Origin of the sequence: Bradyrhizobium sp. DOA9 (assembly GCF_000617845.2) — a bacterium.
Lineage (GTDB): Bacteria > Pseudomonadota > Alphaproteobacteria > Rhizobiales > Xanthobacteraceae > Bradyrhizobium.
The window spans coordinates 660,985-676,023 of sequence record NZ_DF820426.1; the positions used below are offsets into that span (position 1 = coordinate 660,985).

The window sequence follows — 15,039 nt, forward strand, 5'->3', positions numbered from 1 at the left end:
GAGGAATGTCATGGCGCACTACGCGGAGTGGTTCCCCTTCCTTCCGCTTCCACCATTGCCGGCCATCTACGGTTTGGACCCATTCGGAGAGGTCGTCGAGATCGGCACTCAGGTGAAGTCCATCAAGGTCGGAGACCGGGTGTACGTCAATCCAGGCACGTGCTGCGGGTCTTGCCACTCTTGCCGCTGCGGGCAACCTATCAACTGCGACGCCTACACGTTCCTCGGCTATTTCGGCTTCGGTCCGCGCTCGAAACAAGTATTCGTCGACTACCCCTATGCAGGTTTCCCCGAGTTCATGACGGCGCCGGCCTCGTCGCTGGTAAAACTTCCTGCATCGGTTTCATATAAGGCCGCGGCCCGCCTGGGATACTTGGGAGCGGCGTACTCCGCGCTGCGTAAGGCTGGCGCTCGGGCTGGAATGAGCGTCATCGTTAGTGGCGCGACTGGTGTGGGTCACGAAGATCTTTGGCGTTGCGAGACAAGAAACTGCTCGAACGCTTGCGTAAGCTCGCCCCCTCGCGGATTCACGTGCTGTCGGCCGGCGATCGCCCGCTGGATGAATGGGTGCGCGGGCACACCGACGGCTTGGAAGCCGACATATTCATCGATGCAGTAGGGCCGGGCACTCCAAGCTCCAGATCGCTCGCAGGCATCAGCGCACTCAGACGCGGGGGCCGAATGGTGGATATTGGTGGCATGCCGAACCCCTGCCCTTGGAGAGGTTCAGGCTGATGTGCTTCCAAATCAGCGTCATCGGTTCGCTCTGGCTCGACGTCGCGGAAGGCCAAGACATGGTCGAGATGGCAGCGGCTTGAACGTTGGATCTCTCGGTCTTCGAACAAGAACGGTACCTGCTGAAGGACATCTCGAAGGCGCTCGAAGCAGTCGATCGTAGGACTGGCGACTTCAGCAGCGCGCAATCCTGGGACCAACCAGCCATCCTGATCTTCGGGCGACGGTACCTGGTATGAGTTCAGATTGGAGCGCTGCCAGACTATAGTCGAGCGACAGGGATAGTCTTGAGATATTTGCCGTCGGGTTTGCCGTTCTGGACGAGCATGCGCTCTCCCGTGCCGAGATTGACTTTCGACTTCTCGATCTGTTTGAGCCAGTTCATGGCGGGCCCTACAAGAGTGGGCCCGGCATGATCAGCATGCGGGATCTCGGCCAACAGCACAGCATTGGCGGTTGCCCCGCCGCACACCGGCCGCTCGCGCCAGGCATGATAGCCGGCTGGCGAGATCTCAAGTACCGCACACATCCGCGGCACCGGATAGCTGTCGCGGTGCGCTCGGTGATAAGCTTTGAGCCGCATGGCGAGCGCACGCTTCGTCATGATCCGGAAGAGCATTAGGCGTGCTGCTCAAACGATCTGCGATCAGAGTCAGGGTGGCGCAGACTTTCCCATCAAAAACGGTGATTTTGGCGAACCCGGGTAGCCTGCCGCACACGACGCGGGCGGGCCCAGACGGCGCAAAGGTGCTGGATATTTTCGGCCGCCGTCAGCCGAATACAAGAAGCCGGGTTCGGGCTTTGGTGCTGATTGACTCAGGTCAGGCGGCACAAGATTTGCCTGCTTTTCGCCCTGGATCAATCGCCTATTTGGAAGCGATCCACTTTCGCAAGCCATCTATGGAGTGGAAGCCGTCCGCTGAGTAGCACGGCATGGACGGCCGAAAAGCCTGCATCATTTCGGCGAGTGCGTGCCCTGGGCCTAGGTCTAGCACCTCAGTCACGCCCAGCTCTGCGAGCGCCTCCAGGGTTGCCGACCAGTCGACCGGACGCGCCACCTGTTTTGCCAATTTCGTCGTGGCAGCCGCGACCGAGAAGATGCGTTCGCCGTCACCGCCGGCAAGCAGGAGGCGCTGGCTTACGACGGTCCCAAGCCTGCTGGCTGCGAGAGCCCGCTGCAAGGGCTTGCAGGCCGGCGCGAGCCTTGTCGTATGGGATGCGATTCTGACGGCGAGAAGGCCCGTGCGGGCTCCTTCTCTGGCAGCCTCATCGCAGAGATTGGTCACATCTTGCTCTGCGCCTCCGATCACGACAAGACCGTCGGGATTCCTTATTGCGACCTCGCAGTGGTATCTTTCAAGCAAGCGTTCGACTGTGCTAAGGTCGAGCCCGCGGACGTAACCGAAGCGGCCATCGGGACCCGCCGCATCTTGCATCAGCCCGGCGCGAACATCGGTGAGCCGCAGCGCTTCGTCGGCTGTCCAGACGCCAGCGATGCTCCAAGCAGCCATCTTGCCGACGCTGTAACCGGTGACGGGGGTTTGCTCGGTCAGCAGGTCGGCGATGCAAGCGTGGGTCGCGAGTGTCGAGGTCACCGTCAGGATCTAGCTGGAACGATCGACGGAGAGTTCATCCGCGCTCCGAGCCCTGACGAACTCCCGCGGATCCGCGCCGAGCAAAGCGGTGGCCGCAATGAAAACCGGTTCGGCAGCGGGCTGGTCCGCGACGAGATCGAACACCGTATCCGAGGGCGTACCTTGTCCGCCGCAGAGCAGGGCCAGCATCAGACGTCCAGCCGATCGATGAACACGGCCATCGCGAACAGGTCCGCGGAGCCGCCGGGGCTGAGATTGCGGGCCACGAAGGCGTGATGAATGTCGGCCGCACGCCTGCGCCATCCCAAAGACCCGACGCCGCCGGCGGCAAGGAAGGCAGCGGCGCCAGCTTGCGCAAAGCGTAATCCATCGGCGCCGCCCCGATGCAGGAGGTTGATGTCGGTGACGTCGGCGATCAACCGTATGCAGGTCTGCACGCGCACGGCTTCCTCGTCATCGGGCGCAGGCTCGCGCGCCGCATGCAGCGCGGGCAGGGCGATTTCGTAATCCGACGGAAAGCCACAGGCGGCTTCCGCCCTGGCGCCGCGGGCGCCGTAGCGGCGCGCGGCCACCGCGCCATGGCTGCGCAGCGAGATCGGGCCCGACAGGATATCGTCGCCCCAGCGCTGGGAGACCAGACGGCCAAGTGACTTGCGAAGGCCGACGGCGTTTCGATATCCGGCGGCGGCGCAGAGCAAACCAAGTCCGAAGATCGCAACGCGATGCGTGTTGACGCCCCGCGTTGCGGCCAGCATCGCGCGCTCGGCGGCCACGCCGATGGCGCGCAGCCGGTTCATGCCGGCTCCCTCGGCGCCCGCGGCGGCGAACTCGCCGAAGAACGGCATCAGGATTTCGGCGCTCAGGCACAACAGCGCACCGTCCATGTCGCGGTGCGCGCCGTTGTCGATATGGCTGACGAGACCGGGCTTCGGGTATGTCTCGACTTCAAGCTTCAGGCAAAGCGAGGCGAGATGGCCGAGCTGCGCCGCATCGAGCGCGCGGTTCTGCCGAGATTGCCATCTGAGCGCCGGGGTCATGACACCAGACCTGCGAGGAAAGCCGCGCGCGTCGTCGTGGTGACGCCAGCCTCGCCCTTCACAAGGACTTCGTCGTCGTCAATTCCGGTTAGCTCGCGCCATTGAACGCCGCCGGCGGGACCTGTGATCTCGCCGTCCAGCCGCGACGAGCGGGCGCCCGGTGTGGACCCAGCCTGCGACGATCGGCTCGTGCGCGAGCTCGGGATAGCGGTTCATCACCGCGGCCCATCCCGCTGCAGAGGCCTTCACCGTGTGATGGCGCGCCAGGGCTTCAGCCATGTCGCGCCCCCTGAGGTGAGGCGGCGCCAGCGCGTTCGCGTCTACCCCGAACCTCGGTGAAGAAGCAAATTGGCTGCAATTCGAAATGCTCGGCGGGCAGCCCGCGAGACGTTCTATCGCGCCGCGCTTGACCGGCCAGGCAGCCAATCGATGCAGATCGCAGAAGTTGGCCGTGAATACACGCCTGATTTCGACGGCGATGTTGGCTCAGTAAGTTTTCTCAAGCGGCAATCTCTCCGCTGTCCGTACATCAGGCCCGAGCCTCGGTCGAAGGGTTTAGAAGCAACAGTCTCTCAGGCGACCGCGGCGTGAACCCGAGTGAGCCAAACGGTTCATCCAACGCGAAGTTTGGTTGCAGGGGTTCGCTGCCCTGCAAGAGTCGCATGTGAGACAACATCTGGCAGCTTTCAAATTGCATTTGGCTGACTCAGCTGGATGACGCTATCGTTGGACACGGCATATCGCTCCTTCGGTGGAGAAGTGGAGGCGTCAAGCACCCCACGATATGCCGCCTTTCCGATTCCCGCGTCCCCAACTTTCAGCGATAGCTCGGACAACGCTCTTACCGATGTTTCTGCTGATACCATTCGGCGGTATCCTTCTCGGATTCGGATATGCACTGGGATACATTCGAAATCATTTGCATAATCGCGAGATCGGTGGGAGCAATTTTGGTGGTGGAACCGATTCTCACGCTTCTGCTGTTTCGAGACGGGCCAACGTTAGGTTCGCCGATATCGGATTGCGCTCAGTGTGCTTGGCGGCTCACTGCGCTATTATTCTAAGTGCGCTTAACTGGGCAGCATCCTCGGCGAGGTCCTATTCTGAAAAAGACTTGCGCAACGTAGGTTCTGCTCTTCGAGCGCGAGAAGAAGAGGTTGTCTTGACGGAACGTTCCACATCGAGCCAGATCTACGCAATTGTTGATCCGACACTCTTTGGTCGAACAATAGCATCTCCTCCGGTTAGTAAGAGCTTTGCTGCTGCCGAAAGTCTGACAATCGACCCTGCGGTTCGCCATGCTGACGGCTTTCGGTATTCGGGAATGACTTTGAGAGGGCTATTTCTGGCAGCGCACATTTCCATACTGGTCAAGGCGAGGCAACGGAATGCGGACAGGCGCTACAATCGACCATCCCGCACCTTATGGGCCATCCATATTGCTGCCTCAGCGCCACAACAGCTTCCATGAAATTGGAACTCGGACGGCGGGATTGTGCATCCGGAGAGCATCCTTCGTCAGCCAACCGTCAGCCAGGCGGCCTATCCAGGGACGCTGCGCATTGCTGACCGTATGGGGGATGGAACATGACCGGCATTTGCCGACCTGGCGAACCGCACGTTGGGGCTGCAGGAGCCGACAGCACGTCGGGATCGAGCAGTGCGCATTCGGAGCGAAATGTTGTCCCTGCGGAAGGCCACCGAGTTTTCAACTCCGTCTTGGAGCGGATGTGCTTAGCGCCTGAAGATAGAATGGCGACGCTCGCGAGCGTGCCCTCAGGTTCAGGTGTGGCTGTCCCCATTTCCTCCAGCGGTGAGGGGATCAACGCAGCGAAACACAATATGGACGGCCTGCTTGAGGAATTTGATGCTTGCCACAGTGCTGCCATGGGCGCTCAGAGCTCGTCTGAGGCGCAAGAGCTGATCGATCAGGTTGTCAAAGCAGGCGCAGCAGTTCTGGACTACCACGCGAGCCTGTCTCCAGATGTGGCGCGCAGCATTCTGTCCGAAGAGCAGGCTCGCCGAGTTCGTGACCGGACTCTGGATGCGGGGAACGAATGCAACGCGCTGGCCGCACCCACTATCTACGCCTTGGAGCAGCGTAGGGCGAATGCGGGAAAGATACTCGAGCGGATGCGCCAATCCAATGCTCCGCCCGACCAACTGATCCGAGCGGCTTCCAGTGCGGCGAAACACTATTTGGCCTGCACGGAGTGGTGGGAAAAGAAGGCATTGCGCTCTGAACGGATGCAGTCCGTCTGCGCAGCCACTGCCAACTTGCCGAGTGCAACGGCCAAAATGCGACAGGCCGAACAGGCGACACTACGGCTCCATACCGGCTGGGCACTGAATACGAGGTGCGTGCATCTGCAATCGCAAGTCCTTCTCGCGCGGGTCATGATTGAGTCGCAAGCGAGCACGCTCGACCCGGCCGTCAGGCAAATCCTCTTGGATGAGAACGGTCGGACACGTCTACTCGGAACCTTCATGGGCGATGTTGTTCCGGCATTCCTCTCAACACGCGACGCTGTTCTGCACAGCAAAGGACAAGCCCTCGACGCAGAGCACTGCGCCGTTCTGGAAGGGGTCATGGAGCGGCTATCGGAATTTGCGTCGGCGCTGCCGAACATGGTTGCCGAGCTAAGGCATAGGGGAGCAAGTCCCGAGCTTCCGTTGGATCTGTTGGATCAGATCGTGGAAGGAGCGTGGGTCACTGCCCATGAGGTCATGCGCCTCCTAGCAGTGCAGCCGAAGACGCCAGCCATCATTGCACCGCCGACGGAGGCTGGTCTTGCGTTACCGGCCGACGCTGCCGGCAACGACCCGGCGGCCGAAGGCAGTCCAGCGCGCAGGAAAGGGAAGGGCAAGCGCAGGCAGGCCGGAGGTGTGGGGAGTTCGGCAGCCGGGCAGCACGAGCCGCAGCTCGCTAGGCGCGACGCCGACACGGCGCAAACCACTAACGTTGTTGTGCTCTCGGATCTGGGCACGAAGAAACTCGCGAGCGCGGACGAGGCGCATACGAGGATGTCTTCGTCGGCGAGGGAACACTTGGCGATATGGCAGGCTCCGCCGTCGAAGGAGACACTGACACGCCTGCTCGCGCGATTGGACGAACTCTTGCAATTCGATCTGCGCCGTGAGCAAAGAGCCATTTCGCAAGCGCGCCACATGAAGGCCGAAGATGCCGACCACGTCGTGGACACTGTGGTTGAGCGGCTGCAGAGCCAATCTGCGGAGAGTGAGGCCTGTGTAGCCGCGCTGGACGAACCTCGCCGACGCGGCCTACTCACGCCTATGCAAGTGCCCGAAGTGCACGACAAAATAGTCCGCCTCAAGGCGATGTTGTCGGAGGTTCAGGGGCAGGCACATGCTTTGAAGGCGCGAAGGGCTTCAATCGAGATCGATTGCATGAAGACCTATGCGTTTCCCTCGCAGAAGTACCTCGAACGGTTGCAGGCGGCCGAGGAGTTGGATCCCTTGGAGTCACCGCGCGCGTTGAAGGGTGAGCCAGGAACGCTGTTCGAGATCAAGCTGCAGCCTAGGCCACTGCGCAATGGTACGGTGAATCCGATGTGGGTGCACATCCATACGAAGCGGCCGGTCTATGCGTGGCAGTTAACGACATTAGATGACGCCGAGTTCGCCGCTTGCCACGTGAAATCCAATGAACAGCGCGGCTACAATCGCCTCTGGCAGAACGCTCGAGCTGCGAAGGGTCACGAAGACGTCGTGATCCATCGCGGCAAGCTCACGCCTGCGTTCTGCAAGTCCCTGTTAGGTTCCGCTTTTAGCGGCTATCCAGGGTATCCTTTTGCCGGAACGGAGCGCGGGGCGCGCAGCTGAATGGATACACTAGCCTAGGGTAGACTCAATCGATCGAAGCCAAATTCGCACGGAAAATATTGCAGACGAATTGCGGTCAGCGCTCATGGCACGAAAAGCTCCATTAGAATCGAGCTCTCGCAATCAACCGATTCGGAGAACCTGTCATGAAGCAATATGTCGGACTCGATGTCTCGCAAAAAGAAACTTCGGTGTGCGTGGTCAATGAAGCGGGCGAGGTCTTGTTCGAAGGGAAGGCCAAGTCCGACCCGGGGGCGCTCGCGGCACTGCTTTGCAAGCGGGCGCCACAGGCGGAACGCATCGGCTTTGAGACCGGCGCGATGGCGAGTTGGCTGTGGCATGAACTTCGCAGGGTCGATCTTCCGGTGGTTTGCATCGACGCTCGGCATGCCCACGCGGCCTTGTCGGTACGCATGAGCAAGAGCGATCAGAATGATGCTCGAGGTCTGGCCGAACTGGTGCGAGTTGGCTGGTATCGAGAAGTCAAAGTCAAGAGCGAGGAAAGTCAGAAGATTCGCGCGATACTCGTCGCGAGATCCCGGCTCGTGGCCATTCGTCGAGATATCGAAAACCAGGTCCGCAGCCTGATCAAAGAATCCGGGCTGCTGTTTCCACGCGCGATAGGCCTGCAATTCCGCAATCTGGTCCGTGACCTGTTGGCTGACGGTCATCAGCTCCTCGGTGTGATCGCGCCGCTTCTGTCGATCCATGAGCAGATCTGCAAGCAGCAAAGCAAGTTCGACGATGAAGTCCGACAGCTTGCGAGGTCGGATGAGACGACGCGTCGCTTAATGACGGTTCCTGGGGTTGGTGTGGTGACTGCCTTGACGTTCCGACATACGATCGATGACCCATCGCGATTCCGATCAGCATCGAGCGTCGGCGCCTATCTGGGTCTTACACCGCGGCGCAGTCAGTCTGGCGAAACGGATATCAATGGAAAGATATCCCGATGGGGCGACCGTCTTCTCCGAACTTACCTGTTCGAAGCGGCGACAGTTCTGCTTTATCGGACGAAGAAATGGTCTTCTCTCAAGGCTTGGGGAATTAAGCTTGCCAAGCGGATTGGCATGAGAAAGGCAAAGGTTGCTATCGCGCGGAAGATCGCCCTAGTTCTTCACTGTATCTGGGTAGACGGCACATCGTTCGACTGGGGCCAGGCGAAGGAAGCCTGATACGATTTTGTGAAGTTCCTGGTCCGGTCCGCCGGACTGGCGATGTCCCGCTGGGACGGTGTTGTGGCGACCTCGTTCATTCGGCTGGTGGCGGCTTGACCGTACTCCGCTGCAGACGTTGAGGCACCCGACCCGGACGTCATCATGAGGCGCTGCGCGACCTCGGAAAGGACCATGACCCCAGCGACGACGTCAACCGGTCCGAGCGATCCCATGCCTGGCCAGCAAACCATGTATCACCCGCGCCCGAGCCGTCTCCGCAACCCCGACCAGCTGCGACGGCACGAGCGCTACCACCTTGCTGTTGGAGAGTTCAAAAATGTGAGCTTGACAACAAACCGCAATTAAAGGGCCGAATGACAGGAATGTTGGGGATCGCACCTTGATCGCGGATGTGGGCACGAACACGATCTGCGTCGTAGCCTTTGTCGGCGATGACGACGGCGCAGCCAGCGCGTACCAGTTCGGCCAGACCTCGAGCGTCGTTCTGACCGCTTTGTCATACGAACTGAGAAAGCCGCGCGAGCACGTCGGGCGTCGATACAAACCACTGGAAGAGTCGAACCTACGAAGCTCCTGCCACAGTCAACTCGCCATTACCCAGGCCTCAAAACCAATGCGCTCGGCGTGCGGAGCTCGCTTGCGAAGGGGTGTCGTGAGCGCCCCGGGGTCGCACTTGGCCTTTACCTTGAACAAGACCTGACCAACTTACTCGACCACACATACCGAGGCTTCTTTTTGCGAGACATCCAGTCGAACATACTACTCCATAGTCCCTCCAATTCGTGAGATTGTCGGAAGGCTAGAAGGTAGAGCATCTTTCATGCCGAAGGCACGGAGCTCAATTACATCATCGCCTCTGGCGGGAGCAACTCGACTTGGAATGGTCGGTTGACCGGTCGAACCTGAGGGCTTCGCAAGCCTTGCGGATCGGGACCAGCCACTCACCGCGAAACCTCGTCGACCAATTGCGCTTGCGGCCAGGCTTCATAGCTTTCGGCGGATCAGATCCTCCAGCATCTCCTTCTCGAGGGACAAATCCGCCACCAGCTTCTTCAGCTTGGCGTTCTCGTCCTCGAGCTGTTTCAGCCGGCGCATTCGGCGGGCAGTAGCCCGTCGTCCTTGTTCTTCCACTTGAAATAGGTTGCCTGGCTGATCCCGGGCGTGCGGCAGATGTCGGCAACCGGGACACCGTCATTATCCAGCGTCAGGATAAGCATATCCAGGGCGTCCGACATATTCGAGACCTTCATCGTCGTCCGTTCCTCCCAGTCCACTGGATTCGGCAGCTAATAAGCTCTTAGCTCATATTTGCTGTCAATGGACTGGGTCAAGCGGAGCCACTTCCGGTTGAGCGCCCGGACGCTGGGCTTGGAGGGTGCCCAGGGGTAGGAGGCAGGGCCAAAGACGACGGTTGATCAAGCTCTCATGCGCGGGTTGGCTACCGCATGACCGTGGTTTCGTCCGGGGGCCGCCTCGGTCTAGGGGCGAGCGTCGGCAATGGGCCCGCGCAGCAGCGTGTGGCTTGTTGAGGTAAGTGGCTCGATGATGGTGCTTGATCCCACCCCGGTGGATTGGCCGAAATGCGGCGGACTGACGGCACAACGAATATATCGCGCGATAGCGGCGCACGTTTTCCATAACGGTCGGTCCGCTCATGTGAGGAGAAACTCGATGGCGCCGAATTCAGGAAGGCGAGTATATCCGGCGAATCCATGGCGATGCGCGTAGTACCGGTCATCAGTCGTGCTCGTTCTCATTTCATCGGCCTCGGGATAAATTGCTGGTGCGCTGAAACAAGAGACCTTCCATTTGTATCGGCGAGGTCGCGGCGGCTGCCGCCGATTGAGTGTTCCGCGTTGATGGTAAGCCTAGCTGTTGGCATGCTGACAGCTCAGCATCAAGACGTCACCATTCCGATCCGCTCCCGCATGGGCTCGTTCGAGATAGCGCCGCGAAGTGCGGGCCGTCCGCCTGCGGTGCTGGGTTGGCGCCGCCGGTCTCCGTCTTACCTTCAAGGGCGAGGGACAGTTTGAAGTTATTGCGCAGCATTGGGTTTGCGGGTTCAGCTGCGAGAGCTTGGCGGTAGAGTTCTTGGGCCTCCCGATGTCGGCCCTCGTGATCGAGAACAACTGCTTTGGCATTCAATGCGCGCAGGTCGCCAGGGGCTGCCAATAAGATCCCGTCGAGCACCTCAAGCGCATCATTCGGGCATTTGCGTTCCAGCAAAGCCCGCGCAAGAGGAATCGCGGCATCAACATCGTCCGGTCGTTGCTTCAGCGCATCGCGCAAAGCCCTCTCGTCAGCATCCCGACCGAGGGCGAGAGCGATGCGCTCGCGCATAGCTGGATCGACCTCCTTGGCCCCGACCAGCTCTGCTGCAGACGTCGGCTGCTGTGAAAAGCCCGACTTGTGCGAGTTGACGCAACCTGCGAGCAGCACGGTGGCAAGCATGGGGAGAATTGCCGAGCACGAATGGCGACGAAAGTTAGGCCAGCGCCGCAGAAAGTTAATCTTACATAAATTCATAAGTGACCTCACGACCCCAGATCTGTGCTCGTCAGCCGGCCGCAGGAAGGAGGTCACGATACCCGCCTGTAGGAGTCTTGTCCTTCCCAGGCGCAAGTTTGACGGAGCCAATCGGCTGGACGGTGAAATCCGAGGCGAGATCCTGATAGGAGAGAACAGGTAGGTCTATTCCATTGCGGGTGAGGAAGCCGCGGACGAAGCGCCGGATATCCATCGAGCCCAGGATAACTGGCTGGTTCTGACTACGTGCGATGCTCGAATGGATCTGGCGAAATTGTGAAAGCAGCATCTCGCTTTGCCGATCCTCCAAAACCAGGTAGGGACCGACAGCGGTCTCGCGCACCCCACTGCGCACGATATCCTCAGTCTCGCGCTCGACGATAAAAGCCGCCACAACACGATGGGCGTTGGCGTAGCGGTGACAGATCTGCCGCTTCAGAGCGGAGCGCACATATTCGGTGAGCAGTACGGCATTTTGTTCCCGTTCGCTCCATTCTGCAAGCGCCTCCAAAACCAAACGGGTGTTCCGGATCGGGATGCCCTCGTCCAGCAAGCGACGTAGGACATCGGCGATGCGAGGGATCGGTGTCGTGCGCAGCACCTCTTTCACCAGATCGGCATATTCCTGCTCCATCCGGCCAAGCAACTGACGCGTTTCCTGAATGCCCACCAGGCGCTGTGCATAGCGTGTCAACGTTGACTGGACGCGCAAGGCGATGATTTCGCTCGGACGGTGGTGCCCTATTCCGGCTGCTTTGAGAGCAGGCGCATGGACTTGTTCGATCCAGATCCGATTCGTGTCTGGGTCGTGCCAAAAGGGGATCCCGCTCAAATCGATGTTCGCCACGTCGTCATTAAGTAAGAGTTGTGCAGGGTCAATGGCGCCCTCTTCTACGGGCACTCCTTCGACATCCACCCGGAATTGCGATTGGGGCAGGTGCTTTGCACTTTGGGCGGGAATGCGTGGAATTGTGATGCCAAGATCAGCTGAAACCAGTCCCGAAACCCGAGCGACGCACTGCTCGAGTTCCCCTACGTCGATTGCCTGCATCAGGTTCGGCGCTAGCAACAGCGCAATTGGAAGTGCCTCCGCGGGCACGGCTTGCTTCTGACCCTGTGCGGAAGCGGGAGCCGAACCGGTGGGACCGGCGCCGGCTTTGGGAGCGGTCTTGCCCTCTTGCACGCCAACCTTGAGGAAGCTGGCGGCGGAGAAGAGCGCGGCCAGTATGACAAAGGGGAGCAAAGGGAAGCCAGGAACGAGCCCCATCACAAGCAAGACACAGGAGGCCAAGCGTAGGGCTTGTGTGCTGGCCGTAAGTTGGTTGACGATATCGGCGCCGAGATTGAGTTTGGAAGGACCGTTGACACGAGTAACAATGGTTGCTGCGGTAATTGACAGCAGCAGGGCCGGAATCTGCGAAATGAGCGCATCACCGATCGTCAGGATGGTGTATTGATGCATCGCCTCCTCGAGGGACATGCCCTTGGAGAGTGATCCGATCGTGATGCCGCCCAGCATGTTGATGCAGATGACTATAAGTCCGGCTATGGCGTCGCCCTTCACGAATTTCATAGCGCCGTCCATCGCGCCGTGCAGTTGGCTTTCTCGCTCCAGCGCGGCGCGCCGGCTGCGGGCTTCGTGCTGATCGATATGGCCGTTGCGCAGCTCCGCGTCGATCGCCATCTGCTTGCCCGGCAGCGCATCGAGCGTGAAGCGCGCCGATACCTCCGCCACCCGCTCGGCGCCCTTGGCGAGAACCATGAACTGCACCATGGTCACGATCAGGAATATGACAATGCCGACGGCGATGTTGCCGGATATGACGAAATCGCCGAACGTATGGATGATGCTGCCGGCATCGCCCTCGGCCAGGATCAGTCGCGTCGTTGCAACGGTAAGAGCGAGACGAAAGACGGTGGAGATCAGGATGACGCCCGGTAGGGACGAAAAGTCGAGCGGCGTGTTGAGATACAAGGCTACCATCAACAGCAATATGGCCAACCCTAGATTGAATCCGATCAACATATCGATCACGATGATCGGGATCGGCATGATCATCATTCCGATCGCTAGAAGAAGCATCAACGCGACCATCAAATCGGGGTGAGCCGGCGCGCGCGTGATGAGATTTCGTACAAAGTTGGCCATGAGAAGCCTTAATGTTGTTCGATTGCAGCTGTGCTGCCCCGCAACGAAACATAGCGTTTGAAGACGGCTTGCGCTTCGGTCATGCGGCCAGCGTGACGCAGCGCGTGGCTGCGCATCAGCATCAAGGGTAGACGCGAAGACGGCTCGTCATCCAGCTTGTCAAGCTTGTCCAATACCGACAATGCTTCGTCACCGCGACGCTCCGAGATGAGAGCGTAGGCCAGGAGACGGAGCAGGCCGATATCGTGGGACTGTTCGTGAGCGACCAGCCGCAACAGAGCCAGGCTTTTGGCGCCCTGTCCGCACGCAAGGTAGACGTAAGAATGCACGCAGAGCAGATCTCGTTCCGGCCCGGAGATCAGCTCGACAGCAACGGCTTCGGAACCACGCTGTGTAGACGTGAAGTGTTGCACTTTGTCTGGCCCGGCCATCGCTAGCCTTTGATCAAGCCGTTGTGACTCTGCCGGAGCAGGATTAATCGCTGCAGCTCCAGTTGCAGAAGCGCGGCCCCTTCACGTGACACCAAATCGTCTGGCGCGGCTGATAGCGTATCAGCCAAACGCTCGAGAAGAAGGCCGTGTTGCTCTGGACGCAGAACAGAATGACGTAAGCGCGGTGTCACGAAGGTGAGCAGACTATGCACGAGATTTGGCTCATTAAGCCAAGCGAGTTCCGAACCTGGCTCGATCTGACCTGGCGGGGCGCGCGCCTCGTCGAGATTGACGCGCGAAACTGCATCGATCGAACTGAGCTTGAGCGCGCTCTCGATCGTGGCGTCCACCAACGGATCCAGCACGTCGCTGTGACGAGAAATTGAGGTGTGGCTCTTATTATCATTGCCACGCGTCCGATCAATCCCGATGGACTTGCCTCGAGAACTAACGGGCGTGATGGCAGATGCATGATGATCGACGTTTGGCTCCTGAAAAGAGGTGCCAGGCATGACGGGATTCGGGGGCAGCCTAGTCATGGTACTTTGCTTCCTTACCTGCGGCCTAAAACGCTAATAGGGTAGGGTGGCAAGCCGACCATCCCGGCTCAGCAAAACACGCCCTTCCTCAATCCCGCAGACGGTCCATCCATTGCCCAAGAGCGCGCCGACAAAATACTTTTGACCAGCAACGACAATATAGGGTTCGCTCCCGCGCCAAACAGCTTGGACCTCAATTGCTGGGGGCATCTTCTCAACCTTGATGGCGACCGCATTGACAAGCGTATAAGCGCCATTGCTATTTTGATCAAACCGCTGCTGGACGTCTCGCCATGTGGCGAGCGAGGCGGGCGTAACGGTGCCGTCGGCGGTGACAACGCCCGCCCCAGAGCCGACCTTGATGCCGACAAGGCCCGCTCTGTCAACTTCCTCTTGCAGCCGCTCGGCAGCTGCATTGGTGGCCAACGCATCAGTAGCGTTGAGCGCCAGCGTGGGTGCAATGGTCGTAGCAGGGGACGACCGACTTGACGCCACGGTGGTGTCGGCCTGGACAAAACTGGATGAGACTGCGCCAACCGCGGCAGAGCTGATCAGGACAAAAGTGAGAACGGCGAGCGATATACGCCGGCGGTCGATGGAGCCAGCTTGTTTGTAGTCCTCCATCGTCCAGCGAATGGACATCACCCCGGCATGCAACACGACAGGAAGAGGGACAACAATGGGCTCATTCGCTAAAACAGTCTCGTGCCCCTCGATCCTGACGTCCCTCGCGAGGGCCTCGATCTCGATTGAATTGGAATGCGGGGTGACACGGAGATGCTGCGGTTCAAGGCCTTGTTCGACGAAGATTAGGTCTGCATCGAGGCTGCTGCCAATCAGACACGATCCGATCCCCACTTTACTTGTCAGCCCAGAATAACCCCCCGACAGCACTTCGAAATGCAGGAACTTTGGTTCACTCACGGTCAGCTTCCTGAACAGCGAACGGGACCGTACGGCAAAACCGTACGGCCCGTTGCGACTTCACAGACTAAGCAGCCAGGGA

General features: G+C 59.8%; 13 protein-coding genes and 2 pseudogenes. 3 read left to right on the plus strand and 12 right to left on the minus strand.

The annotated features are described in order from the left end of the window. The first annotated feature begins 10 nt into the window (after nt 1-10). Nucleotides 11-619, plus strand: a complete 609-nt coding sequence (locus BDOA9_RS40315; protein ID WP_210183866.1) for an alcohol dehydrogenase catalytic domain-containing protein — start codon at nt 11-13, stop codon at nt 617-619. Between the two features lie 378 nt (nt 620-997). Here BDOA9_RS40315 and BDOA9_RS36200 read toward each other — a convergent pair whose 3' ends face one another. The 5 genes from BDOA9_RS36200 to BDOA9_RS40095 all read right to left on the minus strand — a co-directional run bounded on the left by BDOA9_RS36200 (nt 998) and on the right by BDOA9_RS40095 (nt 3,573). After that, on the minus strand, nt 998-1,354 hold the full coding sequence (locus BDOA9_RS36200; RefSeq protein ID WP_025038799.1) for a hypothetical protein: 357 nt from the start codon (nt 1,352-1,354) through the stop codon (nt 998-1,000). Nucleotides 1,355-1,601: 247 nt separating this feature from the next. Beyond that, entirely contained in the window at nt 1,602-2,330 is a 729-nt protein-coding gene (locus BDOA9_RS36205; RefSeq protein WP_244521635.1) for an acyltransferase domain-containing protein, read from the minus strand. 9 nt (nt 2,331-2,339) lie between these two features. Then, the gene (locus BDOA9_RS39835; protein WP_244521636.1) at nt 2,340-2,519 is read right to left on the minus strand and encodes a hypothetical protein; all 180 of its coding nucleotides are present in this window, start codon (nt 2,517-2,519) and stop codon (nt 2,340-2,342) included. Beyond that, nucleotides 2,519-3,367: a triphosphoribosyl-dephospho-CoA synthase MdcB gene (mdcB, locus tag BDOA9_RS36210; RefSeq protein WP_025038800.1), complete on the minus strand. Its 849-nt coding sequence runs from the start codon at nt 3,365-3,367 to the stop codon at nt 2,519-2,521. Before mdcB ends, BDOA9_RS39835 begins: the two co-directional genes overlap by 1 nt. After that, a complete protein-coding gene (locus BDOA9_RS40095; protein WP_340162420.1) occupies nt 3,364-3,573 on the minus strand; it encodes a phosphoribosyl-dephospho-CoA transferase MdcG domain-containing protein in 210 nt (69 codons plus the stop codon). The genes mdcB and BDOA9_RS40095 overlap by 4 nt, the downstream gene beginning before the upstream one ends. Nucleotides 3,574-4,954: 1,381 nt before the next feature. Between BDOA9_RS40095 and BDOA9_RS36215 the strand changes: the two genes are divergently transcribed. Both BDOA9_RS36215 and BDOA9_RS37480 read left to right on the plus strand, forming a co-directional pair. Continuing rightward, a complete protein-coding gene (locus BDOA9_RS36215) occupies nt 4,955-7,210 on the plus strand; it encodes a hypothetical protein (protein ID WP_025038801.1) in 2,256 nt (751 codons plus the stop codon). A gap of 146 nt (nt 7,211-7,356) precedes the next feature. Then, entirely contained in the window at nt 7,357-8,385 is a 1,029-nt protein-coding gene (locus BDOA9_RS37480; protein ID WP_082848018.1) for an IS110 family transposase, read from the plus strand. 397 nt (nt 8,386-8,782) lie between these two features. On the opposite strand, the pseudogene BDOA9_RS40320 reads toward BDOA9_RS37480, so the two are convergent. The 7 genes and pseudogenes from BDOA9_RS40320 to BDOA9_RS36260 all read right to left on the minus strand — a co-directional run. After that, nucleotides 8,783-9,138 (minus strand): annotated as a pseudogene (locus BDOA9_RS40320) (IS110 family transposase); the annotation flags it as partial. 121 nt (nt 9,139-9,259) lie between these two features. Next, nucleotides 9,260-9,638, minus strand: a pseudogene (locus tag BDOA9_RS39845) (transposase); the annotation flags it as partial. Nucleotides 9,639-10,293: 655 nt separating this feature from the next. Then, the gene (locus tag BDOA9_RS36240) at nt 10,294-10,839 is read right to left on the minus strand and encodes a tetratricopeptide repeat protein (protein WP_042337076.1); all 546 of its coding nucleotides are present in this window, start codon (nt 10,837-10,839) and stop codon (nt 10,294-10,296) included. Between the two features lie 106 nt (nt 10,840-10,945). Then, nucleotides 10,946-13,063, minus strand: coding sequence for a type III secretion system export apparatus subunit SctV (gene sctV, locus BDOA9_RS36245; protein WP_025038806.1), 2,118 nt, complete (start codon nt 13,061-13,063; stop codon nt 10,946-10,948). Nucleotides 13,064-13,071: 8 nt separating this feature from the next. Then, complete coding sequence (locus BDOA9_RS36250) at nt 13,072-13,494, minus strand: tetratricopeptide repeat protein (protein ID WP_025038807.1); 423 nt, start codon at nt 13,492-13,494, stop codon at nt 13,072-13,074. A 2-nt stretch (nt 13,495-13,496) separates the two neighbouring features. Then, a complete protein-coding gene (locus BDOA9_RS36255; RefSeq protein ID WP_025038808.1) occupies nt 13,497-14,033 on the minus strand; it encodes a hypothetical protein in 537 nt (178 codons plus the stop codon). A gap of 33 nt (nt 14,034-14,066) precedes the next feature. Next, nucleotides 14,067-14,957 carry a SctD/MshK family protein gene (locus tag BDOA9_RS36260; protein WP_025038809.1) on the minus strand — a complete coding sequence of 297 codons (891 nt, stop codon included), beginning with the start codon at nt 14,955-14,957 and terminating at the stop codon, nt 14,067-14,069. Between the last annotated feature and the right edge of the window lie 82 nt (nt 14,958-15,039).

Coding starts and splice junctions, on each gene's coding strand:
- BDOA9_RS40315 (WP_210183866.1), top strand. CDS start 11: ATGGCGCACTACGCGGAGTGGTTCCCCTTCCTTCCGCTTCCACCATTG.
- BDOA9_RS36200 (WP_025038799.1), bottom strand. CDS start 1,354: ATGCTCTTCCGGATCATGACGAAGCGTGCGCTCGCCATGCGGCTCAAA.
- BDOA9_RS39835 (WP_244521636.1), bottom strand. CDS start 2,519: ATGCTGGCCCTGCTCTGCGGCGGACAAGGTACGCCCTCGGATACGGTG.
- mdcB (WP_025038800.1), bottom strand. CDS start 3,367: ATGACCCCGGCGCTCAGATGGCAATCTCGGCAGAACCGCGCGCTCGAT.
- BDOA9_RS36215 (WP_025038801.1), top strand. CDS start 4,955: ATGACCGGCATTTGCCGACCTGGCGAACCGCACGTTGGGGCTGCAGGA.
- BDOA9_RS37480 (WP_082848018.1), top strand. CDS start 7,357: ATGAAGCAATATGTCGGACTCGATGTCTCGCAAAAAGAAACTTCGGTG.
- BDOA9_RS36240 (WP_042337076.1), bottom strand. CDS start 10,839: ATGCTTGCCACCGTGCTGCTCGCAGGTTGCGTCAACTCGCACAAGTCG.
- sctV (WP_025038806.1), bottom strand. CDS start 13,063: ATGGCCAACTTTGTACGAAATCTCATCACGCGCGCGCCGGCTCACCCC.
- BDOA9_RS36250 (WP_025038807.1), bottom strand. CDS start 13,494: ATGGCCGGGCCAGACAAAGTGCAACACTTCACGTCTACACAGCGTGGT.
- BDOA9_RS36255 (WP_025038808.1), bottom strand. CDS start 14,033: ATGACTAGGCTGCCCCCGAATCCCGTCATGCCTGGCACCTCTTTTCAG.